General features: G+C 72.5%; 23 protein-coding genes. 15 read left to right on the top strand and 8 right to left on the bottom strand.

The window, feature by feature from the left end; translation table 11 throughout:
• Positions 1-63 precede the first annotated feature (63 nt).
• From ACIPJ2_RS15065 to ACIPJ2_RS15045, 5 genes are read left to right on the top strand one after another with little or no spacing between them, the layout of a single operon-like run.
• On the top strand, positions 64-1,275 hold the full coding sequence (locus ACIPJ2_RS15065) for an alanine racemase (RefSeq protein ID WP_402729498.1): 1,212 nt from the start codon (positions 64-66) through the stop codon (positions 1,273-1,275).
• Positions 1,275-2,102, top strand: coding sequence for an IclR family transcriptional regulator (locus tag ACIPJ2_RS15060; RefSeq protein ID WP_281265223.1), 828 nt, complete (start codon positions 1,275-1,277; stop codon positions 2,100-2,102). Before ACIPJ2_RS15065 ends, ACIPJ2_RS15060 begins: the two co-directional genes overlap by 1 nt.
• Positions 2,099-3,064, top strand: coding sequence for a sugar kinase (locus ACIPJ2_RS15055; RefSeq protein ID WP_402729497.1), 966 nt, complete (start codon positions 2,099-2,101; stop codon positions 3,062-3,064). The genes ACIPJ2_RS15060 and ACIPJ2_RS15055 overlap by 4 nt, the downstream gene beginning before the upstream one ends.
• Before the next feature lie 25 nt (positions 3,065-3,089).
• Entirely contained in the window at positions 3,090-3,743 is a 654-nt protein-coding gene (locus ACIPJ2_RS15050) for a bifunctional 4-hydroxy-2-oxoglutarate aldolase/2-dehydro-3-deoxy-phosphogluconate aldolase (protein ID WP_402729496.1), read from the top strand.
• On the top strand, positions 3,740-5,302 hold the full coding sequence (locus ACIPJ2_RS15045; protein WP_402729495.1) for an amidohydrolase family protein: 1,563 nt from the start codon (positions 3,740-3,742) through the stop codon (positions 5,300-5,302). Before ACIPJ2_RS15050 ends, ACIPJ2_RS15045 begins: the two co-directional genes overlap by 4 nt.
• Before the next feature lie 49 nt (positions 5,303-5,351).
• Here ACIPJ2_RS15045 and ACIPJ2_RS15040 read toward each other — a convergent pair whose 3' ends face one another.
• Positions 5,352-5,762, bottom strand: coding sequence for a RidA family protein (locus ACIPJ2_RS15040; protein WP_402729494.1), 411 nt, complete (start codon positions 5,760-5,762; stop codon positions 5,352-5,354).
• A 154-nt stretch (positions 5,763-5,916) separates the two neighbouring features.
• On the opposite strand from ACIPJ2_RS15040, the gene ACIPJ2_RS15035 reads away from it, so the two are divergent.
• Entirely contained in the window at positions 5,917-7,146 is a 1,230-nt protein-coding gene (locus tag ACIPJ2_RS15035) for a hypothetical protein (RefSeq protein ID WP_402729493.1), read from the top strand.
• A 100-nt stretch (positions 7,147-7,246) separates the two neighbouring features.
• On the opposite strand, the gene ACIPJ2_RS15030 is transcribed toward ACIPJ2_RS15035, so the two are convergent.
• From ACIPJ2_RS15030 to ACIPJ2_RS15020, 3 genes are all read right to left on the bottom strand, one after another.
• Positions 7,247-7,738 (bottom strand): pyridoxamine 5'-phosphate oxidase family protein, encoded by a 492-nt coding sequence (locus ACIPJ2_RS15030; RefSeq protein ID WP_281265228.1) that lies wholly within the window; start codon positions 7,736-7,738, stop codon positions 7,247-7,249.
• A 107-nt stretch (positions 7,739-7,845) separates the two neighbouring features.
• Entirely contained in the window at positions 7,846-8,469 is a 624-nt protein-coding gene (locus tag ACIPJ2_RS15025; protein WP_281265229.1) for a hypothetical protein, read from the bottom strand.
• Positions 8,470-8,565: 96 nt separating this feature from the next.
• Positions 8,566-9,675 carry an LLM class flavin-dependent oxidoreductase gene (locus ACIPJ2_RS15020; RefSeq protein ID WP_402729492.1) on the bottom strand — a complete coding sequence of 370 codons (1,110 nt, stop codon included), beginning with the start codon at positions 9,673-9,675 and terminating at the stop codon, positions 8,566-8,568.
• Between the two features lie 80 nt (positions 9,676-9,755).
• On the opposite strand from ACIPJ2_RS15020, the gene ACIPJ2_RS15015 reads away from it, so the two are divergent.
• Positions 9,756-10,664 carry an SDR family oxidoreductase gene (locus tag ACIPJ2_RS15015; RefSeq protein ID WP_402729491.1) on the top strand — a complete coding sequence of 303 codons (909 nt, stop codon included), beginning with the start codon at positions 9,756-9,758 and terminating at the stop codon, positions 10,662-10,664.
• A gap of 79 nt (positions 10,665-10,743) precedes the next feature.
• Here the strand turns inward: ACIPJ2_RS15015 and ACIPJ2_RS15010 are convergent, their stop codons facing one another.
• Complete coding sequence (locus ACIPJ2_RS15010; RefSeq protein WP_402729490.1) at positions 10,744-11,535, bottom strand: NRDE family protein; 792 nt, start codon at positions 11,533-11,535, stop codon at positions 10,744-10,746.
• 124 nt (positions 11,536-11,659) lie between these two features.
• On the opposite strand from ACIPJ2_RS15010, the gene ACIPJ2_RS15005 reads away from it, so the two are divergent.
• From ACIPJ2_RS15005 to ACIPJ2_RS14970, 8 genes are all read left to right on the top strand, one after another.
• Positions 11,660-12,997 carry a bifunctional phosphopantothenoylcysteine decarboxylase/phosphopantothenate synthase gene (locus ACIPJ2_RS15005; protein WP_402729489.1) on the top strand — a complete coding sequence of 446 codons (1,338 nt, stop codon included), beginning with the start codon at positions 11,660-11,662 and terminating at the stop codon, positions 12,995-12,997.
• A 137-nt stretch (positions 12,998-13,134) separates the two neighbouring features.
• Positions 13,135-13,536: a hypothetical protein gene (locus tag ACIPJ2_RS15000; RefSeq protein ID WP_402729488.1), complete on the top strand. Its 402-nt coding sequence runs from the start codon at positions 13,135-13,137 to the stop codon at positions 13,534-13,536.
• Positions 13,533-14,294, top strand: coding sequence for a YqjF family protein (locus ACIPJ2_RS14995; RefSeq protein ID WP_402729487.1), 762 nt, complete (start codon positions 13,533-13,535; stop codon positions 14,292-14,294). Before ACIPJ2_RS15000 ends, ACIPJ2_RS14995 begins: the two co-directional genes overlap by 4 nt.
• Positions 14,291-14,734, top strand: a complete 444-nt coding sequence (locus ACIPJ2_RS14990; protein ID WP_402729486.1) for a DUF1810 domain-containing protein — start codon at positions 14,291-14,293, stop codon at positions 14,732-14,734. Before ACIPJ2_RS14995 ends, ACIPJ2_RS14990 begins: the two co-directional genes overlap by 4 nt.
• 106 nt (positions 14,735-14,840) lie before the next feature.
• A complete protein-coding gene (locus tag ACIPJ2_RS14985; RefSeq protein WP_402729485.1) occupies positions 14,841-15,491 on the top strand; it encodes a GntR family transcriptional regulator in 651 nt (216 codons plus the stop codon).
• A gap of 199 nt (positions 15,492-15,690) precedes the next feature.
• Positions 15,691-16,173 carry a MarR family winged helix-turn-helix transcriptional regulator gene (locus ACIPJ2_RS14980; RefSeq protein WP_402729484.1) on the top strand — a complete coding sequence of 161 codons (483 nt, stop codon included), beginning with the start codon at positions 15,691-15,693 and terminating at the stop codon, positions 16,171-16,173.
• A 299-nt stretch (positions 16,174-16,472) separates the two neighbouring features.
• Positions 16,473-17,291, top strand: a complete 819-nt coding sequence (locus ACIPJ2_RS14975; RefSeq protein ID WP_402729483.1) for a hypothetical protein — start codon at positions 16,473-16,475, stop codon at positions 17,289-17,291.
• 352 nt (positions 17,292-17,643) lie between these two features.
• Positions 17,644-18,798, top strand: a complete 1,155-nt coding sequence (locus tag ACIPJ2_RS14970; protein WP_402729482.1) for a low temperature requirement protein A — start codon at positions 17,644-17,646, stop codon at positions 18,796-18,798.
• Between the two features lie 231 nt (positions 18,799-19,029).
• Here ACIPJ2_RS14970 and ACIPJ2_RS14965 read toward each other — a convergent pair whose 3' ends face one another.
• Genes ACIPJ2_RS14965 through ACIPJ2_RS14955 form a run of 3 tightly spaced genes read right to left on the bottom strand, consistent with a single transcriptional unit; the run spans position 19,030 to position 20,560 of the window.
• Positions 19,030-19,374 (bottom strand): hypothetical protein, encoded by a 345-nt coding sequence (locus tag ACIPJ2_RS14965; protein WP_281265241.1) that lies wholly within the window; start codon positions 19,372-19,374, stop codon positions 19,030-19,032.
• A complete protein-coding gene (locus ACIPJ2_RS14960; protein WP_281265242.1) occupies positions 19,371-19,997 on the bottom strand; it encodes a hypothetical protein in 627 nt (208 codons plus the stop codon). The genes ACIPJ2_RS14965 and ACIPJ2_RS14960 overlap by 4 nt, the downstream gene beginning before the upstream one ends.
• Positions 19,994-20,560, bottom strand: coding sequence for an RNA polymerase sigma factor (locus ACIPJ2_RS14955; RefSeq protein ID WP_281265243.1), 567 nt, complete (start codon positions 20,558-20,560; stop codon positions 19,994-19,996). Before ACIPJ2_RS14955 ends, ACIPJ2_RS14960 begins: the two co-directional genes overlap by 4 nt.
• Between the last annotated feature and the right edge of the window lie 44 nt (positions 20,561-20,604).

The following is a 20,604-nucleotide window of genomic DNA, read 5'->3' as shown; positions in this document are numbered from 1 at the left end:
ACGTGACGACGTTGTCCGGGCGAGCGCCGCTGGACCAGCGTGGGACCCGTCGAAGGAGGATCGATGCCGACCACCCCCGCCACCGTGACCGCGAAGGGCTCGTGGGAGCCGAGCGCTCCCGCGCCGCACCACGTGCTGCAGGACGCGCACCTGCCCGTGATGACGCTCCGCGAGTCCGCGCTGACGAACAACACCGCCGTCATGCAGGCGTACGTCGAGCGGCACGGGCTCCTGTTCGCGCCGCACATGAAGACGCACATGGCGCCGGCACTCGCCCAGCGGCAGATCGACGCCGGCGCGTGGGGCGTCACCCTGGCGTCCGTGCAGCAGGCGATGGTCGCGTGGGAGCACGGGATCCGGCACGTCCTGATCGCGAACGAGGTCCTCGACCCGGCAGGACTCCGCTGGCTCGCATCGCGCCGCGCCGTCGACCCCTCGTCTGACGTGCTCTGCTACGTCGACTCGACCGCCGGGGTCGACGCGGCCGCTGCCGCCGCGTCCGCCGTCGACGGCGAACTCCACGTGCTGGTCGAGGTCGGGTTCCCCGGCGGTCGTACCGGCGCCCGATCGGCGGCGGCAGCGACATCGGTCGCGGGAGCCGCCTCCGATGGCGGTCTCGTCCTCCGCGGGGTCTCCGGGTACGAGGGCGGTCTGCCCGGCGTCGACGAGGCCCGCGCGTACGTGGCCGGCGTCCTCGACGTGGCCGAGGCCGTCCGCCCGCTGGTCGCCGGTCCGCGCGCCCTGTTGAGCATGGGCGGCAGCGCCTGGTTCGACGCCGTGAGCGAGGCCGTCGCAGCCCGCCCGGACGACCTCGACGTGCTGCTCCGCTCCGGCGCGTACCTGACCCACGACGACGGCTTCTACGAGGAGCGCACACCCTTCCACCGACACCCGACGGAGGGCGCGCTCCGCGCAGCCATCGAGGTCTGGGGGCGGGTCACGTCGTGCCCCGAGCCCGGCCTGGCACTCGTGGCCGTCGGCAAGCGGGACATCTCCTTCGACGAGGGGCTGCCGGTGGTCCGGCAGATCCGGCAGATCCGGTCTGGAGGCTCGGTGCAGGTTCCTGGGACCGCGCCCGTTCCCGGGGCGGTCACCGTCACCCGTCTCGACGACCAGCACTGCTACCTCGCGCTGGCGACGGGGGTGTCCCTGACGCCGGGCGACGTCGTCGTGTTCGGCATCTCGCACCCGTGCACGGTGTTCGACAAGTGGCGGCAGGTGCACGTCATCGACGACGACGACACCGTGCTCGAGACGATCGCGACGTGGTTCTGATGACCGTGACGGATGCGCAGGAGCTGCCGGCCCGCAACGCCGCCCTGTCGCTTCGCCGCGGCCTCCGCATCCTCGACCTCGTCGCCGACCGCACCAGGAACGGCGAGCCATCCGTCAGCCTCACGACCCTGAGCGTCGAACTCGGCACGTCGAAGTCGACGGTCCTGCGGCTCACGGCACCCATGATCGAGAACGACCTGCTGCGCCGCACCGCGGACGCCGGGTTCACGCTCGGGCTCGGGGCGCTCCTGCTCGGCCAGAGCTACCTCGAGGGCATCGACCTCCGCGCAGCCGCCGCACCGTTCCTGCGGCGGACGGCGGAACGCACCGGGCTGACGTGCCACCTCGTCGTGCCGGACGGCACCGACATCGTGTACGTCGACAAGGTCGAGACCCGCGGGACCGTCCGGATGGGGTCCAGGATCGGCAACCGTCTGGCGATGCGCAACACCGCCTCGGGCAAGGCCATGGTCGCGTTCGGGGACCCCGAGCTGCTCGACCGCGTGCTCGCGCACCCGGCGACCGCGATGACCGAGCACTCCATCACCGACGACGACCGGTGGCGGCAGGAGATCGGCAGGACCCGGGAACGCGGGTACGGCATCGACGACCGCGAGAACGAGCCGGACATCCGGTGCGTCGCCGCCCCGGTCTTCGACCACGCCAACCAGGTCGTCGGGGCGATGAGCATCTCGGGGCTCGCCTCCCGTTTCCGCACGACCGCGGTGCGCGAGCTCGGTGACGGGGTCGTCCGCACCGCGCTGGAGATCTCGGTGGCGCTCGGGTCGTCGTCCGCGCAGCTCGCCCTCGCGCGGGGTGCCCGGTGACCGGCGTCCTGACCTTCGGCGAGACGATGCTGCTCCTCGCCGGACGCGGAGCGCTGACCGACCTCGACACGATGCGCGTCGACACCGGCGGCGCCGAGAGCAACGTCGCGATCGGCCTGGCGCGTGCCGGGGTCGACGTGACCTGGATCGGCCGCGTCGGTGCCGACCCCGCCGGTGACCGGGTGCTCGCCGACGTCGCAGCAGAGGGCGTCGACGTGGTCGCGGTGCGGGACCCCGAGCGGTCGACCGGGATCATGGTCAAGGAACGACTGGCGGACGGCCGCACCCGTGTGACCTACCACCGACGCGGCTCCGCCGGTTCCGCGTTCACGCCGGGAGACCTGCCGTCGGGGATGGTCGAGCGCGCGTCGCTCCTGCACGTGAGCGGGATCACCCTGGCGCTGTCCCAGACCGCCCGTGAGACCGTGCACGCCGCGGTCGTCCGGGCGCACGACGCCGGGGTGCCGATCGCGTTCGACGTCAACCACCGGCCGAAGCTCGTCGACGACGTGACCGGACGCGAGTACTACCGCGCGGTCGCTGCACGGTCGTCGGTCGTGTTCGCCGGTGACGACGAGGCTCGACTGGTCCTCGGGCACGACGAGGACGACGGCGACGAGGAGTCGCTGGCGCACGAGCTGGCCGCCCTCGCGAACGGTCGCGCCGTCGTGAAGCTCGGGTCGCGCGGTGCGGTCGCCTCGATCGACGGCGTGCTGCACCGCCGCGCGGCGAGCCCCGTCGCCGTGGTCGATCCGGTCGGTGCCGGTGACGCGTTCGTCGCCGCCTGGCTCGCCGCCGACCTGGCCGGCGAATCCCCCGACCGGGCCCTCGACCGCGCCGCGGACGCCGGCGCGCTCGCCTGCACGGTGGACGGCGACTGGCGCCGTCCCGACCCGGCAGCGCTCGGCGTCGTGGACCCGGCCGGCATCGACCACGCCGTCCACGACCGCGTCGACCGCTGACCACGATCAGAAGAAGGAACGCACGATGACCGACACCGCATCCCCCGCCACGCGCCCCCAGCGACACCGTCACGACGCCGGCCCGACGATCGCGATCCTGCGGGGCGGGACCGGCGACCACGTCGAGGACGTCATCCGCACGCTCGTCGACAGCGGCGTGAGCGCGATCGAGATCACGACGAACACCCCGCGGTGGCGCGAGGGCATCGCGTGGGCCGCCGAGCGCTACGGCAGCGCTGCGTCGATCGGCGTCGGCACCGTGCTCGACACGCGACAGCTCGACGAGGCAGCGGCAGCGGGAGCCACCTTCGCCGTCAGCCCGCACACCGACCAGGCGATCGGCGAACGGGCCCACGAGCGGGGGCTCGGCTGGTACCCGGGCGCCGCGACGCCGACCGAGATCGTCCGGGCGTGGCAGCTCGGCGCCCGGGCCGTGAAGGTCTTCCCCGCCGCGCCGCTCGGCGGCCCCGCGTTCCTCAAGCAGGTGCTCGCGCCGCTCGACTTCGTGGACGTCATCCCCACCGGGGGCATCGGGGTCGACGACGCGGCCGAGTACCTCGCCGCCGGTGCGGTCGCGGTCGGCCTCGGCTCCCCGCTCGTCGGTGACGCCCTGACGTCCGGCGACCTCGACGCGCTCCGTGGGCGGGCCGAACGCCTCGTCGCCGGGCTGTCGAGGTGACGAGCGTCCTGCTCCGCGGCGGCTCGGTCGTCGGCGAGACCGGAGCGCTCCGAGCGGACGTGCTCGTCGAGGACGGTCGGATCACCGGGGTCGGGACCGACCTCGACGTCCCGGCCGGCGCGACCATGGTCGACTGCGGCGAGCGCCTCGTCATGCCGGGATCCGTCGACGCGCACTCGCACGGCGGGTCGCTGGTCTTCGAACCGGAGGTCCAGCTCGCGCTCCTCCGGCAGGGCGTCACCACGATCGTCACCGGACAGGACGGCGTCGGCCCCGCTCCGGGAGACGGGTCCTACGCGGACACCTACTTCGCCGCGATCGACGGGCCGCACCCGACGTACCGCGGCGGCGGCATCGGCGCGCTGCTGGACACGTACGACGGAACGACCCCGGTCAACGTCGCGACGCTCGTCCCAGCCGGCACCGTCCGGCAGCAGGTCGTCGGCGACGTCGACGGGCCCGCGACGCCCGAACAGCTCGCGGCGATGCGGGCCACCGTGCGCGCAGGCCTGGACGCCGGCGCCGTGGGGCTCGCGACCGGGCTCGACTACGTGCCGGGGCTCTTCGCCGACACGGCGGAGCTCATCGCGCTGTGCACCGAGGTCGCGGCCGTCGACGGGCTCTACGTGTCGCACATGCGTGGCGGCTACGAGACGAACGCCCGCGCGGGGCTCGACGAGATCGCCGCGATCGTCCGGTCGTCAGGGGTCCGGGCGCACGTGTCGCACCTGCACGCCCCGGTCGACCTGTTGCTCGAGGCGCTCGCCGACCTCGAGCGGACCGGCGCCCCGATGTCGTTCGACGCGTACCCGTACTCCCGTGGGTGCACGATCCTGTCGATGCTCCTCCTGCCGGCGGCCCTCGCCCGCCCGGGGACGACGGACCTCGCCCGGGCGATCGCCGATCAGGACGGTCGCGCCCGTGTCCGCGGTGCGGTGCTCGACCGGGTGCTCGGCCGGGCCGACCTCGGCACCGGATGGGCCGAGCAGATCACGCTCTCGCACGTCCCGGCGGCAGAGTTCCACGCGCTGCAGGGCCGGACGCTCGCCGACGCGGCCGAGGCCACCGGGACCGACCCGGTCGACCTCGCCCTCGACGTGCTCGTCGACTCGGACCTGCAGGTGACCGTGGTGATGCGGGTCCCCCGGCCGCGGACCGCGGACGACCTCGCGCCGCTGTTCCGGCACCGGGGGCACTCGGCGGGCTCCGACGGCATCTTCGTCGGCACGCACCCGCACCCGCGGGCGTACGGCACGTTCGCGCGGTACCTCGAGGAGTACGCGGTCGCGGGTCGGCTGACGTGGCCAGAGGTCCAGCGGAGCCTGTCGACCACCGCCGTCGAGCGCTACCGGCTCGGCGACCGCGGACGGGTCGCCGTCGGGGCGGTCGCCGACCTCGTCGTGGTCGATCCGGAGACCGTCGCGGCGCAGTCCACGTACGACCACCCGATGCGTGTCGCCGAGGGCATCGACGACGTCCTCGTCGCCGGGGTGCTGGTGCTCGCGGACGGTGCGCTGACGCACGAGACCCCCGGTCAGGGTCTCCGTCGAGGTCGGTGACGGGACTCCATGACCGGGGGTCGCTGAGACTGGACTCAGCTGCGCGGGATCAGGCGTCCTCGCCGTCGGTGACGCGGGTCTTCGTCGGCAGGACCGCGACGACGTCGATCTCGACGAGGATGTTCGCGAGGTGCGACTGGACGGTGGTCCGGACCGGGTACGGCTCGGAGAAGTGCTTCGCGTACTCCTCGTTGAAGGCCGGGAAGTCGCGGTCCGAGTGCTCGAGGTGCACGGTCGACTTCACGACGTCGTCGAGCGTCGCGCCGTGTTCGGCGAGGACGGCTGCCACGTTCGCCAGGACCTGGGCGGTCTGACCGGCCACGTCGTCGGCGAGCGCCCCGGTCGCGGGGTCCTGCGGGCCGAAGCCGGCGGTGTAGATGAACCCGCCCGCGACGATGCCCTGGCTGTAGGGTCCTGCGGGCTTGGGGGCGTTGTCGGTCACTATGGCGGTCTTCGTCACGGTGGCTCCTCACGGTGGGGGTCGAACGGGGCCTCCAGGCTAGAGCGCGCCGTGGTGGCGTGCCCGGCCGTCTCCGGGACGTGTTCTGGCCTGCAGAACGCACCACGAGACTCCAGTGCGAGCACCACTCAGCCACCGTGACTATCGTCGTGTCGTGCCGTCCGCCCCGTCGTCGATCGCCGCCGGCCGTCGCCGCGCGGTCGATCTGGTCACGAGTCTGCCCACCTGGGCGACGGTCGTGCTCGTCTGGGTCGGTGGGCGCGTGCTCTCCACGCTGTGGCTCGCGCTCGCGTACCCGCTGATCGGGCGGTCACAGCCGGAGAACGCGATCTGGACGAACGACCACGGGTTCCTGCGGTTCCTCACCGCGTGGGACGGCCAGTACTACGAGCAGATCTCGCTGCACGGCTACCCCACGACGCTGCCGCTCGACGCCGCCGGACACGTGGCACAGAACCCGTGGGCGTTCCTGCCGGCGTTCCCGTTCACGATCCGGTTCGTGACCGTGTGGACCGGGATGACGTTCGAGGTGGCGGCGCCGCTGATCGCGCTCGTGGCGGGGATCGTCGCCACGTTCCTGCTGCACCGACTCGTCCGGGAGCGTGCCGGGGACACCGCCGCGCTGTGGTCCGTCTTCTTCTTCACCTGCGGGCCGCTGTCGTTCCTGCTGCAGGTCGGCTACGCGGAGAGCATGTTCCTCGCACTGACCTTCGGTGCGCTGCTCGCGATCGAGCACCGGCGGTACGGGCTCCTGACGGCGCTCGGGGTCGCCGCTGCGTTCACGCGGCCGGGGGCGCTCGCGATCCCGTTGACGCTCGGCATCGTCGCCCTGGTGCGCTGGGTCCGGCTCCGTCGCGCAGGTGACCGCGTGCTCGACCGGTTCCCGTTGCGGGAACAGCTCACGGTCGTGCTGTCGGGGCTCGTGATGGTCGCCGCCGGTGTGGCGTGGCCGGTGATCGCGTCGCACGTGACCGGGCGCCCCGACGCGTACCTGGCGACCGAGATGTCGTGGTGGGTGAACTTCATCGGGCGTGTGGACTTCGTGCCGCTGACCCCGTGGTTCCTCACGACGCTGCAGTGGGTCGGCATCGGTGGGATCCCGATCGTGATCGGGCTCATGGTCGGGTACCCGATCTGGCTCCTGCGCCGCTCGACGCGGAAGCTCGGGCTGACGACGCTGGTGTTCTCCGGCGGGTACGCGCTCTACGTCTTCGCGGTGTCGCTGCCGATGGCCTCGACGCCGCGGCTGCTCATGCCGCTCGCGCCCCTGATGGGCTCGCCCGAGCTCGTCGCGAAGCCCTGGATGCGCTGGACACTGGTGTCGTGCGCACTCGTCGGGCAGCCCGTGCTCGTCGCCGTGCTCTGGCTGCTCGGCCCCCCGTGACGGTCCGACGCTGACGAGACGCCGCCGAACCGACGAGACGCCGCCGAACCCGGCGGCGTCTCGTGCGTTCGAGGGCGTCTCGTGCGTTCGGCGGTGCCGACTAAAGCTCGACGGTGCCGTGACGGCCGACGTCCGGCTGGGACTGCCCGCCGAGGGCGGCCTTCATCGTCTGGACCAGGCTGCCGACCGTGCCGGCGTCCTGCGTCCAGTACTCCACGGAGTCGCCCTCGACGGTGAGCAGTCGGATCGAGGGGTCGTCGCGACCGTCCGGGAACCACGCCTCGGCGAACGGTGACCAGAGTTCGTCGATCACCGAGTCGTCCTGGGTGACGGTCGCGGTGCCGGCGATGGAGAGGTACCCGCCCTGCGACTCGATCGCGACGTTCACGTGCGGGTTCCTGGCGATGTCCTCCACCTTCTCGCTGCCGTCCTGCACCAGGAAGCGGAGTGTGCCGTGGAAGGCCTTGTCCTGCACGGCGAGAGGCCTGGCGTGCAGGGACCCGTCCTCGCTGACCGTGGTCAGCAGGGCGGTGCGGGCTCCGTGGACGATGTCCGAGATGGCGGCGCGCTGGTCCGTCTGGGTGTCGGTCATGGTGCTCCTTCGCATCGTGCGCCCCGCCACCCGACGTGCGGCCTGGCGAGCGGGGCCGTACCGTTCGGACCAGTCTGCCCCCGATCCCTGGAACGCGTCCGAACGGCTCAGGCGGGCTCGTGGATCGTCGTCTCGACGTCGACGACCTGCGGGATGCGCGGCATCGACGCGAACCCGAACCGGACCGGCGGGTCGAGCGGCACCAGGGAGCCGAGCGGTTCGTCCGCCCAGGTCCCGCGGACGCCGGTGACGTCGTGCGCTCCGGTCACGCCGTAGTACTCGCGTCGGCCGCCGCCCGCGGTTCCAGCGGTCCCTGCCCCCGGTGCCACGAGCCGTGCGATCGGGTCGATCGCGCGCAGCCACCGAGGGTCGCGGGCGATCGGCTTCGGGACGACCCGCAGCACGCGACCGAGCGGCGAGATCGTGCCGACGTCGATCGCGGCGCGGAGCGGACCCGCGTCGAGGTCGATGCCGGATGCGGTCCGCCTGGCGGTGACGTCGACGACCTCGACGGCGTCGAAGCGGTATGTGCCGGAGACGTACGCGGCGACGATCTCGTCGGGGGCGAGCAGCACGCTCGACCCGTCGGGGAGCTCCACGAAGACGTCCGTGAACGCTCCGAACGGGGACCGCTCCCACATCCCGACGACGAGTCGCACGCCGGAGCTGGTGCCGACGCCCGTGATGCGTCCGCGGAACCGGCGTTCGACGATGGCAGGGCGTGACGACATGCCCTGGACCGTACGCGGCGCTGCCGTGAGCCGACGCTCCGGGCCCGTGCCGAGCCTCCTGTCCGCGCCGCGCGCGGCCGCGGGAACCCGCCCGCGCTACGGGACGGGGACCGGCTCTGCCAGGAGCTCACGCACACGGGGTGCGACCGCGGTGCCGTACAGCTCGATCGAGCGCATCATGTCCGCGTGCGGCAGGCGCCCGGTGGCGTAGCGCATGTCGAACCGCGTCACGCCGAGGATCCGCATGTTCCGTGCGATCTTCCGCGCGACGGTCTCCGGCGACCCGACGTAGAGCGACCCGCCGGCCGACAGCCCTGCCTGGTACTGCGCCGCGTCGAGGGGCGGCCATCCACGCTCGCGCCCGAGGCGGTCGGTGACGGCCTTGTGGTACGGCCAGTAGCGTTCGGCGGCCTCCTCGTCGGTGGCGGCGACGAACCCGGGCGAGTGCATCGCGATGGGCTGCTGCGGCAGCTCGAGCTGCGTCAGGGCCTGCCGGTACAGCCGCGAGAACGGGGCGAACTGCGCGGGCTGCCCGCCGATGATCGCGAGGAACAGCGGCATGCCGTAGGACGCCGCACGGATCACGGACTGCGGAGACCCCCCGACGCCGATCCACGTCGGGATCGGACCGTGCTCGAGCTTCGGGAAGACGTCTTGGTCGGTCAGGCTCGCGCGCTTGGTGCCGCTCCACGTGACGGGGTCCCCGCCGCGCAGTGCTGCCCAGAGCTGCAGCTTCTCCTCGAACAGGACCTCGTAGTCCGCGAGCTCGTAGCCGAAGAGCGGGAACGACTCGGTGAAGGAGCCCCGCCCGAGGATGACCTCGGCGCGGCCGTTGGAGATCGCGTCGACGGTGGCGAACCGCTCGTAGACGCGGACGGGGTCGTCGGACGACAGCACGGTGACCGCGGACCCGATCCGGATGCGCTCCGTGCGGGCGGCGATCGCCGCGAGGACGACCTCGGGGGCGCTGACCACGAAGTCCTCGCGGTGGTGCTCACCCACGCCGATGAAGTCGATGCCCACCTGGTCAGCGAGGACGGCCTGGTCCACCACGTCGCGGATGCTCTGCGCATCGGACTGCAGCGAGCCGTCGGCGAGTTCGGTGACGTCGCCGAACGTGTCGAGGCCGAGCTGCACGGGTCCGACGCGGTCGGGTGCGGGCGGCGGGACGTCCGACGGACGACCGGTACCGAATGCGTTGCTCATCGCGCCCTCCAAGTGAATGCGTTTGCATGAATCTAGCACAGTTGCGTGTCCTCGGACAGTCCGCGTGTACGGTCGCGCGCATGCCCAAGATCCCCGACCAGACCGGCCGCCGCATCGTCGTGACCGGAGCGAACAGCGGCACGGGCAAGGAGACCGCCACCCGGCTCGCCGAGGCCGGCGCCTCCGTCGTGCTCGCCGTCCGGACGCCGTCGAAGGGCGACGCCGCCGCCGCGTCGATCCGGCAGGCACACCCGGGCGCCGACGTCGAGGTGCGTGAGCTCGACCTGGCCGACCTGTCGAGCGTCCGTCGGTTCGCCGCGGGGATCATCGACGAGGACCGGCCGCTCGACGTGCTCGTGAACAACGCCGGCGTGATGATCCCGCCGAAGCGCTTCGAGACCGTCGACGGCTTCGAGCTGCAGTTCGGGACGAACTTCCTCGGCCCGTTCGCGTTGACGAACCTCGTGATGCCGGCACTGCTCCGGGCGTCGTCGCCCCGGGTCGCGACGATGTCGAGCCTCGCGGCGATCCCCGGGAGGATCCGGTTCGACGACCTGCAGTGGCTCCGCGGGTACTCACCGTGGCGGGCGTACGCACAGTCGAAGCTCGCCGACCTGCTGCTGTCGCTGCACCTCCACACGCTGTCGGTCGAGCTCGACTGGCCGCTCGTGAGCACCGCGGCGCACCCCGGGTACACCCGCACGAACCTGCAGTCGTCCGGTCGCTCGCTCGGTCGATCACGGCCGGTGTCGTCGAAGCAGCGGGCGTGGCCGTTCACGCAGGACGTCGCGCAGGGCAGCGACCCGCTCTTGTACGCGGCGGTCGGGCCGAACGCCGTCGGCGGCGCGTACTACGGCCCGTCGGGGATGTTCGGCATGGTCGGTCCGACCACGAACGCCCCGATCCCCCGCTCGGCGCGGAGCCCCGAGCTCGCCCGCAGCCTGTGGGCCGTCGCCGAGGACCTCACCGGGACGCACCTGCCCGCCTGACGCGCGCGCACGGCCGGGAGGCTCGGCGCACGCCCGCCCCGCCGGTCCGGCCGCGAGCGCGGCCGGTGACACCCCCGCGTCAGGCGTGGTGGAGTTCGACGCTGCCGTCGATGTCGCCCGGGTCGGCCAGGCGGGCGTGCTGCAACACGGTGCGCCCGGGTCCGACGGCCGCGGCCACGATCGACAGGGTCGCGAAGTGTCCCTCGGGCTCGTGCGCGTCGCGGAGGATCGCGTCGGGATCGTCCGACGGCAGCGCGGCCGAGGCGGCGAGGACCCCGAACCAGGGGCTCCAGCCGTCCCCGGCGTCCGTCCCGGCATCGGCGGCGCGGAGCTCGTCGAACGGAGCGAGCTCCGGCGGCCCGACCGGTGCGTCGACGGCGCGGAAGGGCTCGAGCCAGCGACCGATCCGCGGCGCTGCCGGATCATCGGGCTCGCCGTGCGTGATCATGTGCACGCCGGGCTCGAGCACGGTCGTCCTGACCCGTGACCCGTCCCATGAGATCACCGACGCCCCGGACGACGTGGCACGGACGAGGTTGAACGCCCTGGTCGTCGGGACGGTGTCGTCGTGGCCGGGCAGCACGCCGTCGGCCACCGCGTCGACGGGCAGCACCCCACGCGTGGTCCACGTACCGTCGGCGGAGGGGACGTCCTCCCAGCGGTTCAGCACGACCGCGAGCCCGCCCTCGTCCGAGGCCGCCAGCCAGGCACCGCCGGCCTCGCGGTCGCGGACACCGCGCAGCCCGGGGTCGCGGTCGGGCCACCACGCCGCCGGTGGGTCCCACGGGCGGGTCGGGGACTCGTCGCGCATGGCCAGCACGGTGACGGGCCACGCCGAGCCCGGTTCGACACGGACGACGACGGTGCACATGGAGCCGATCCTGCCATGCGCGCCCGAGCACGAGCACACGCCTGCACCCGTGCCGAGCACACGCCGGCACCCGTGCCCAGCACACGCCCGCTCCGGCCACGCCCCGCCGGGTAGCGTGGCCGACGTGACCAACGCACCGCAGCAGCGCAGGACCATCGTCGTCGGGATCACCGGGGGCATCGCGGCGTACAAGGCCGTCCAGGTCGTCCGGGAGTTCGTGAAGGCCGGGCACGACGTGCACGTCGTCCCCACCGAGGGCGCCCTGCGATTCGTGGGGCTCCCGACGCTCGAGGCACTCAGCAGGAACCCCGTCTCGACGAGCGTCTTCGAGGAGGTCGCCGAGGTCCGCCACGTGTCGCTCGGACGTCGGGCCGACCTCGTGGTCGTCGCACCCGCGACCGCCGACTCGCTCGCGCGGATGGCCGCAGGCCTCGCCCCCGACCTGCTCGGCACGACCCTGCTCGCGACCGAGGCACCCGTCGTCGTCGCGCCGGCGATGCACCCGCAGATGTGGGAGCACCCCGCGACCCGGGCGAACATCGCGACCCTCCGCGAGCGCGGCGTGCACGTCGTCGGCCCGGAGGTCGGGGCCCTCACCGGCGACGACGCCGGTATGGGGCGCATGTCGGAACCCGACACGATCGTCGCGGCCGCCCTGGCGGTGCTGGGGCAGACGCCGGACGCGGGACGACCCGACGGGGGCGAGCCGAGCCTCCAGGCCGGAACGACCGGAACGACCGGGACGACCGGGACGACCGGGACGACCGCAACGACCGCCCGCGGCGAGCAGGGCGACCTGTCCGGCGTCCGCCTCGTCGTCAGCGCCGGCGGCACCCGCGAACCGTTCGACCCCGTCCGCTTCGTCGGCAACCGCTCGAGCGGCCGACAGGGCGTCGCGATCGCCACCGCGGCCGCGGCCCGTGGCGCCGACGTGACCCTCGTCAGCGCGAACGTCGACGGCGGCCTGACCCGAGGACTCGATGCGCACGTCGTCCAGGTCGGGTCGGCGCTCGAACTCGCCGAGGCCGTGCACGCCGCGGCAGCGGACGCGGACGTCGTCGTGATGACCGCCGCCGTCGCCGACTACCGACCGGCCGAGGTCCGCGCCGAGAAGCTCAAGAAGGACGCGCAGGGCGACCGGATGACGCTCGAGCTCGTGCGGAACCCCGACGTGCTCGCGGACCTCGTGGCGAACCGCCGGACCGGGCAGATCGTCGTGGGCTTCGCCGCCGAGACGGAACCGGACCGCGATGCCCGGATCGAGCTCGGCCGCGCGAAGATCGCCAGGAAGCCGGCCGACATGCTCGTGGTGAACCGGGTCGGCTGGTCAGAGGGGTTCGAGCGCGAGGAGAACGCGATCGAGGTCATCGTCCCCGGCGGCGAGGTGGTGCGCGCCGCCTCCGGTACGAAGGCGGAGGTCGCGGCCGTCGTCCTCGACCTCGTCGCGACGGCGCTGGCCTGACCCGCCCCGGCCCCGTGCCCGCCCGGCCGCGGCGCTGGCCTGACCCGCCCCGGCCCCGTGCCCGCCCGACCGCGGCGCTGGCCGGATCCTGGGCCGGCTCTGAGAGCGTCGACGGGCACGCGGGCCACGATGGTGCCATGGGACGACGCTCAGCACGCGCCAGACGCGCCAACCGGACGGCGGCACTCCTCGCCGTGATCCTCGGTGGCGCCGGCGTCACGCACTTCCTCCGCCCGCGCGGCTACGACCGCATCGTCCCGGAGGGCCTGCCCCCACGGACCACGACGCTGGCCTCCGGCGTCGCCGAGCTCGGGATCGCCGCGGGACTCGCCGTCCCGGCCACCCGCCGCGCGGCCGGCATGGCGGCCGCCGCCCTCTTCGTGGCGGTGTTCCCCGCGAACGTCAAGATGGCGAAGGACCTGCTCGAGAGCCCGCGGTCGACCCGCACCATGCGGATCGTGTCGGTCCTCCGCCTGCCCCTGCAGGCACCGCTCGTGTCCTGGGCGCTCCGCGTCGGCCGGTCAGCCCCACGCCGATGACCCCCTCGCCGGACAGTCGGGCCGCGGAGCCGCTCCTGCACCGTCCGGTCACGGTGCACGCCTGGGAGGACGTCGTCTTCGCGCACTGGCGGCACGACCCGGCGTCGCTCGCCCGGCTCGTCCCCCGCGGGACCCGACCGGACGTGGTGGACGGGAGTGCATGGGCCGGGCTCAGCGCCTACGTGTTCCGCGAGACGCGCGTGCCACCGTTCCCACCGTCGGGTCGTCTGGGCACGATGACCGAGGTGACGATCGAGATCCTCACCGTCGACGACCGCGGTCGGCACGGGGTCGCCTACCGGACGATCGACACGGCGAACGTCCCGGCCATCGTGGCGGCGCACGCGTTGCTCGGAGTCCCCTACGCGTTCGCGCACGCCAGGGGGAAGCGGCGAGGGGACGCGCTGCGGTACCGCTCGGTGCGGCACCCTGATCGGTTGCGTCGCGCACGGCCGGGAGGCCCGGCTCGCCCCCGCCACGCCGCGTTCGTCCGCGTCGTGGCCGGTGCCACCGACTCCTCACCACTCGGCGCCGAGCTCACCACGCGCGCGGGGATCCACGCCAGACACCTCGCGCAGACCGTCTTCTGGCAGCGGGAGCACCAGCCCCTCGTGCTCCGCTCGGCGACGCTCGAACGGCTGGAGGGCGACCTGCCGGACGCCGTCGGCATGCCGGGGCTCTTCGACCGGGCACCGGATTCGCTCCTCGTCCTCGACGGCACGACCGTCCGCTACGGCTGGGGTGACGTCGTCCGATGAGCGACCCGTTCGCACTCGACCGCTTCGTCCGCGCGCAGGACGGCGTCCAGGACGCCGTGCTCGCCGAACTCGCCCGGGGCCGGAAGTCGTCGCACTGGATGTGGTTCGTGTTCCCCCAGCTCCGCGGCCTCGGACACAGCCCGACCGCCGAGCGCTACGGCATCTCCGGCGCCGACGAGGCCCGCGCCTACCTGGCCCACCCCGTGCTCGGCCCGCGACTGCTCGCCGCCGCCGAGGCAGCCGGCACCGCGCCCGCGCGCTCGGTCGAGGAGCTGGTGGGCGGCGTCGACGCGCTGAAGCTCCGGTCGTCGATGACGCTCTTCGCCGCGGTCGCCGAGGATCCCCGGCCGTTCCGATCGGTGCTCGACCGGTGGTGGGGCGGGGCCGAGGACCGCCGGACGACGGACCTGCTCGGGCCGAACCCGTCGACGGGTACGTGACACTCCCGGAACCGACCGGAACGCCGTTCGCATATCAGGTATCGTGACCGATGCGTCCGCACAGATCCCGAAACAGGTGCGGAGCCCCCGATCCGAAGGACACAACATGCCGGTCCCCAGCAGCGCCCCGACCGAACACCAGCTGCTCCGCGACACCGTCCGTCAGAAGATCCACGAAGCGATCATGGACGGCACGCTCGAGCCCGGTGAGCGGCTCAACGACGACGAGCTCATCGCATGGCTCGGCGTCTCGCGAACCCCCATCCGCGAAGCCCTCAGCCAGCTCGCCCGCGCCGGGCTCATCGAGATGGCGCCGAACCGCTACACCCGTGTCACCACGCCGGACCCCGGTGAGGTGATCGAGGCGCTGCAGACCCTCGGCGTGCTCTTCGGCGGCGTGGTCCGGCTCGCGGTGCCGCGACTGGGCACCGCCTCGCGGAAGAAGATCCTCGCGGCGCTGGACAAGACGATCAAGGAACTCGAGTCGCACGACGTCAAGGGCGTCAACACCGACGCCCTGGGGGTCTTCGCCCTCTACGTCGAGGAGTGCGGCAACGAGAACCTGCGGCGCGTCTGCATCGACACGATGGACGGGCTCGCCTTCCGTCTGCGTCTGCCGAACCTCGACGAGCTCGTCGACTGGGACCGCATGACGGCGGACTTCAAGCGCCTCCGCACCGCGACCGAGAACGGCGACAACATCGAGGCCGAACTCGCGACCGAGGCGATCCACCAGCTCCCCGGCGAGAAGCACTGAGCCGCATCGATCCGGTGTTGCTCGTCGTTCCCGTGTTGCACTGAGCAGCCGTACAGGAACCGCCCGTACCGGACCCCGGGGCGGGCGGTTCGTCCTTCGTGTGTCTCCCCGCGCGACGCCCCTGGCACGCTCCCAGCGACGCGATCCGGGCAGCCGGTAGCATCGCCACGACCGCTCGACGACGACCCCGGAGCAGCAGATGACGCAGCGCCAGCCCGAACCGCACACGGGGCAGACGGACCGCACCGAGATCGCCGCGCGCCTCGCCGCGGCGGTCGGCCGCATCAACCGTCGGGCACGCACCGATTCCGCCGCACTCGGGTACGGGATCGTGTCGGCGCTCGCGACGATCCAGCGCGACGGACCCCTGCGCCCAGGCGACCTGTCGCGGCTCGAGGTGGTCACGAAGCCCACTATGACCCGCATCCTCACGGAGCTCGAGCAGCGCGGGTTCATCGCCCGCGAGGCCGACCCGACCGACGGCCGCGCGTTCATGGTGAGCGCCACACCTGAGGGCATCGCGGCGGTCGAGCTCGCCCGCTCGGAGCGCACCGGGATCGTCGCGTCGCTGATCGCCGAGCTCCCCACCGAGGACGTCGACGACATCGCCCGCGCCCTCGGAGCACTCGAGCGCGTGGCTCAGGGCCAGGTCACCCAGGAGACCCACAGCTCCACGGCCTGATCAGGCCGTTACCGAACCGTTATCGACGGGTGGACGGACGGTTCTGCCAGTGTTCCCGGACGGACCGTCCAGGGTGACCCGTCATCGTTGCCGCTTCGCCATCGCGGCGGCCGCCCCACACGGCTGCCCACTCGGCGAACGGACGGGCCCCACACCACCGTCCGGTCGCACACCGGCTCTCGGTGCTCTCTCGCGATGACGCAAGGCGCACGTACGAACCGCCCGAACCACCGGAATCGATGACAGGACAGAACCCCGACCTCCCGACCACCACCACGACCGGCACGCGCCGAGCAGCCTTGGACTCTCCCAGCCGCAGGATCCGCCGCACCCTCCGCAAGCGCGGCGTGCTCATCGCCAGCGGTGCAGCGGTCCTCGCGATCGCCGGCGGTGCACTCACGGTCACGACACAGCCGGCACTCGCCGAGGCCGTCGGCATGCCGACGTCGAGCCCCACCCCAGGACTCAGCGGCACCGCCCTCGACCGTGCCCAGGCAGCGGCGACCGTCGCGACCGCGAAGACCGTCGTCGAGAACGCCAACGACAAGACGGACACGTCGAAGCTCGAACAGCAGATCTCGTCGCTGTCGAACCCCGCGAAGCTCTCCGGCGGTGCCCTGTCCGAGCGGATCGCGTCCACCGTCGACACGACCCAGGACGTCGCCCAGGCGAGTGCCGACCAGGACAAGCAGGACGCCGACGCGAGGGCGGCTGCGGCGAAGGCAGCGGCGGACAAGGCCGCCGCGGAGCAGGCGGCCGCCGATGCGGCAGCGGCAGCGCAGGCCGCGGCAGCAGCACAGGCGGCGGCGAACTCCCCTGCAGGGGCGAAGGCCACCGCGAGCGCCCTCGCGTCGTCGAAGTACGGATGGGGCTCCGACCAGTTCCAGTGCCTGAACAGCCTCTGGACCAAGGAGTCCGGATGGAACTACAAGGCGTACAACCCGTCCGGTGCGACCGGCATCCCGCAGGCGCTGCCCGGCTCGAAGATGGCCACGATCTCGTCCGACTGGGCCGACAACGCGACCACCCAGGTCACGTGGGGGCTGCAGTACATCAAGGACGCCTACGGCACGCCATGCGCGGCGTGGAGCCACTCGCAGGCGACCAACTTCTACTGATCGGCTGCCCGGGTCGTCTGGTCCTCCCCCTCTCGACCCCGCCCGCGCCACCTCCCCCTTCCGACCCGGAACGACAAGGTCGCTGTCGTACGACAGCGACCTTGTCGTCGTCAGGCGTCTGCAACAGTTGCGGGCGCTCGGCAGCGACAGCGTCGCTGTCGTACGACGAGGGAGCTGTCGTTCGTTGCGGACGCAACGGACGTGCCCTGGACGCGGCCAGCGCCGGACGGGAGGCGCGGTGCGGCGCCGCACCGGGCCTCCCGTCCGTCGCCGGGCGCGACCACGGCCCGTGGTGAGCCCGCAGGTCGTGTCGCCATCGCGCACGGCACCCGCCGTCGTGTAGGCATGCACGGTGACGACGATCGGACTCCGCCGCATGCGGCCGCGCGACCCCGCAGAGGGACACCGCGCCGCCAGCCCGCTCGAGCTGCTCTTCGACCTGGTCTTCGTCGTGGCCGTCGGGTTCGCCGCGACGAACCTCCACGAGATCGAGGCCGAGGGGAACATCTCCTCCGCGATCGTGTCGTTCGCGTTCGTGTTCTTCTCGATCTGGTGGGCGTGGCTGAACTTCACGTGGTTCGCGACGTCGTTCGACACCGACGACTGGCTGTACCGCGTGATGACGTTCGTGCAGATGGCCGGTGTCCTCGTGCTCGCCGCCGGCGTCGGCCCGGCGATGCAGGACGGGTCGTTCACGATCGTCGTCATCGGGTACGTCGTGATGCGGCTCGCACTCGTCGGGCAGTGGATCCGTGTCGCGGCATCGACGTCCGAGTACCGGGCGACCGCACTCCACTACGCCCTCGGCATCACCGTCGTGCAGGCGCTCTGGGTCGCGATGCTGTTCCTGCCAGAGGGATGGCCGCGGTTCGTCGCGCCGGTGCTCGTCCTGCTCGAGGTCCTCGTGCCGGTCTGGTCCGAGTCCCGGGCACACACCACCCCGTGGCACACGCACCACATCGCGGAGCGGTACTCGCTGTTCACGCTGATCGTCCTCGGTGAAGGGCTCGTCGCGTCCGCGAGCGCCGTGATCGACGGCCTCCGGCACGCCGAGCACCTCGGGCCGTTGCTCGTCCTGGCCGCCGGCGGACTGGTCATCGTCGCAGGCCTCTGGTGGATCTACTTCTCGCACGAGCAGCACGACCACATCCGCGGCCTGCCGAGCGCGCTGGTGTTCGGCTACGGGCACTACTTCGTGTTCGCCGCCGCTGCCGCGGTGCCCGCCGGGATAGAGGTCGCGGTCAGCGCCGACGCGGGCGAGGCCGACCTGTCCCACGCGTCGGTCGCCGCCACGATCGCGGTCCCCGTCGCGCTGTTCGTCCTCGCGATCTGGGCGTTGGCCCTCCGGCCGTCGCTGTCCGTCGGGTGGAACACCGTGGTCGTCGTGCTGACGCTCGCCGTCCTCGCGACCGTCGCGGTGCCGGAGCTGTCGCTCGTCGCGACCGCGCTGCTCGTCGCCGCGATCGTCGTGGTGCTCGAGGTCGCTGACGCGAGGGCGCGTGGGTGAGGGGCGGGTGGTGCGTGGGTGCCGCGCGGGTGGTGCGTGGTGTGTGGCGGGCGAGTGGCGCGTCGGTGGGTGGCGCGTCGGTGCCGACTCGGAACGACAGGATCGCTGTCGTACGACAGCGTGTCTGTCGCTACCGCGCGGCTGCAACAGTTGCGGACGCGCAGGAACGACAGGATCGCTGTCGTACGACAACGACGATGTCGCTCCCGCGCGCGTGCAAGGACCCGCCTGTCAGCCGACTCGCGCGACGCGGACGTCGATCCGAGCCAGCACGAGACCGTTGCGCGCCGCCTCGGCGAGGGCCGCGTCGTGCACCGCTCGTGCGACCTGCGGCGCCGGGACGACACCGTCGGTCCCGATGACGACGCGGAGCACATCACCGTCGACGACGATCCGTGGCGCCGATGCCGGCGTCGTCAGGTGCCGCACCGACCTCGCGGTGCTGCCGAGCGTCGGCTTCGCGTGGAACAGGTCGGCGACACCGGCCACCCCCAGCACGGCCGTCTCGATCGAGGCCAGGGCGACGGCCGATCCCGTCTCCTGGGGCTGCACGTCGTCGTCCTGCATCTCGCTCATCGTTCCTCCTCCGACGTCGTCTCGATCAGGTCACGGACGACCACGTCGATCGCCTCGACCACAAGGTCCGTGTGCTCGGCGAGCGCCGAGTCCACCGCGGCGCGAACCAGGTCGGCGGTCGTCGGGATGGACGGGCCGGCGACGATCGCGACCTCGACGGTCACCCGCACCGGGGCCGCGAGCACGGTGACGTCGCCGTCGATCGAACAGCGTGCGACGACGATGCCCGGAACCGCGTCACCTGCTCGACGGACCAGCGAGCGGATCGCTCCCTCGGTCATGACCGGGTGTTCCGTCGCTGCCTCGGCGCGGAGCGGGACGTCGCGGCCGGATCGGGCCTCGAGCGAGATGTTCGCGAGGACACCACCGATCCACGACTCGTCAGCGGGGGCTTCCGCCAGGGCCGCCGCCTCGAGCGAGCCGAACGACACCTGCCGCAGCCGGATGATCGCTGCGAGCGCGTTCTGGCAGGCCGGTGAGTCGTCGATGTCCGGGTCGGCCGGCTGCATGCCGGCGTCGAGGTAGTCGGCGAGCTCGTCGATCGTGTGTCCGTCGAGGTCCTCCGGCTCGAGGGCGGCGAGCACCACGCGGTCGGGCTCGAGCGGTTCGGGTGCGGCGGTCATCGCCATCCCTCCATCAGACGGATCATGTTCTTCCTGGCACGGGACAACAGCCCGCGGACGGTCGAGAGCGGCACGTCGAGTTCCTCCGCGATCTCCTCGTAGCGGTACCCGAGCACTTCCTTCATCAGCCAGCACCGCCGCTGCGCGTCCGGGAGCTCGGCGAGGGCGACCTCGACAGCGTGCTCACGGTCGCGCGCCTCGGCGACGCGTTCCGGCGCGTCGTCGGACGGGGCAGCGACCTCGAGCTCGGTGACGTCGTCGTGGTCCCGGCGCGCTCGGATGCGGTCGATGCACTTCCGGCTGAGGATCCGCATCAGCCACGCCTTCACGTGCGCGTTGTCCTGGAGGGCGTCGAGGCGGTTCCAGGCCGTGATGAAGGTCTCCTGCACGACGTCGTCCAGCTCGTCCGTCGAACCGAGGGTCCGGCGTGCGTACGCGCGGAGCAGCGGCGTGTGTCGGCGGATGAGGACCTCGAAGGCACGGACGTCGCCGTCGGCCGACCGTCCGGCGAGGACACCGTCGTCGAGGTCGACGAGAGCCGTCCTGGGTGGTGGGTGGTGCACGGTTTCCTTCTACTGGTCGGAGTTGCGAGCGGGCTGCGCTCACG

It is taken from the genome of Curtobacterium sp. NPDC090217 (assembly GCF_044746705.1).
Classification (GTDB): domain Bacteria; phylum Actinomycetota; class Actinomycetes; order Actinomycetales; family Microbacteriaceae; genus Curtobacterium.
This window is presented reverse-complemented; position numbering and strand designations above follow the sequence as displayed.

Excerpts from the sequence above, each read along its gene's own strand:
- ACIPJ2_RS14965 (WP_281265241.1), bottom strand. The coding sequence starts at position 19,374 with ATGAGCGAGATGCAGGACGACGACGTGCAGCCCCAGGAGACGGGATCG.
- ACIPJ2_RS14985 (WP_402729485.1), top strand. The coding sequence starts at position 14,841 with ATGCCGGTCCCCAGCAGCGCCCCGACCGAACACCAGCTGCTCCGCGAC.
- ACIPJ2_RS15000 (WP_402729488.1), top strand. The coding sequence starts at position 13,135 with ATGGGACGACGCTCAGCACGCGCCAGACGCGCCAACCGGACGGCGGCA.
- ACIPJ2_RS14990 (WP_402729486.1), top strand. The coding sequence starts at position 14,291 with ATGAGCGACCCGTTCGCACTCGACCGCTTCGTCCGCGCGCAGGACGGC.
- ACIPJ2_RS15060 (WP_281265223.1), top strand. The coding sequence starts at position 1,275 with ATGACCGTGACGGATGCGCAGGAGCTGCCGGCCCGCAACGCCGCCCTG.
- ACIPJ2_RS15025 (WP_281265229.1), bottom strand. The coding sequence starts at position 8,469 with ATGTCGTCACGCCCTGCCATCGTCGAACGCCGGTTCCGCGGACGCATC.
- ACIPJ2_RS15020 (WP_402729492.1), bottom strand. The coding sequence starts at position 9,675 with ATGAGCAACGCATTCGGTACCGGTCGTCCGTCGGACGTCCCGCCGCCC.
- ACIPJ2_RS14960 (WP_281265242.1), bottom strand. The coding sequence starts at position 19,997 with ATGACCGCCGCACCCGAACCGCTCGAGCCCGACCGCGTGGTGCTCGCC.
- ACIPJ2_RS15030 (WP_281265228.1), bottom strand. The coding sequence starts at position 7,738 with ATGACCGACACCCAGACGGACCAGCGCGCCGCCATCTCGGACATCGTC.
- ACIPJ2_RS15065 (WP_402729498.1), top strand. The coding sequence starts at position 64 with ATGCCGACCACCCCCGCCACCGTGACCGCGAAGGGCTCGTGGGAGCCG.
- ACIPJ2_RS14995 (WP_402729487.1), top strand. The coding sequence starts at position 13,533 with ATGACCCCCTCGCCGGACAGTCGGGCCGCGGAGCCGCTCCTGCACCGT.
- ACIPJ2_RS15010 (WP_402729490.1), bottom strand. The coding sequence starts at position 11,535 with ATGTGCACCGTCGTCGTCCGTGTCGAACCGGGCTCGGCGTGGCCCGTC.
- ACIPJ2_RS15050 (WP_402729496.1), top strand. The coding sequence starts at position 3,090 with ATGACCGACACCGCATCCCCCGCCACGCGCCCCCAGCGACACCGTCAC.
- ACIPJ2_RS14980 (WP_402729484.1), top strand. The coding sequence starts at position 15,691 with ATGACGCAGCGCCAGCCCGAACCGCACACGGGGCAGACGGACCGCACC.
- ACIPJ2_RS15015 (WP_402729491.1), top strand. The coding sequence starts at position 9,756 with ATGCCCAAGATCCCCGACCAGACCGGCCGCCGCATCGTCGTGACCGGA.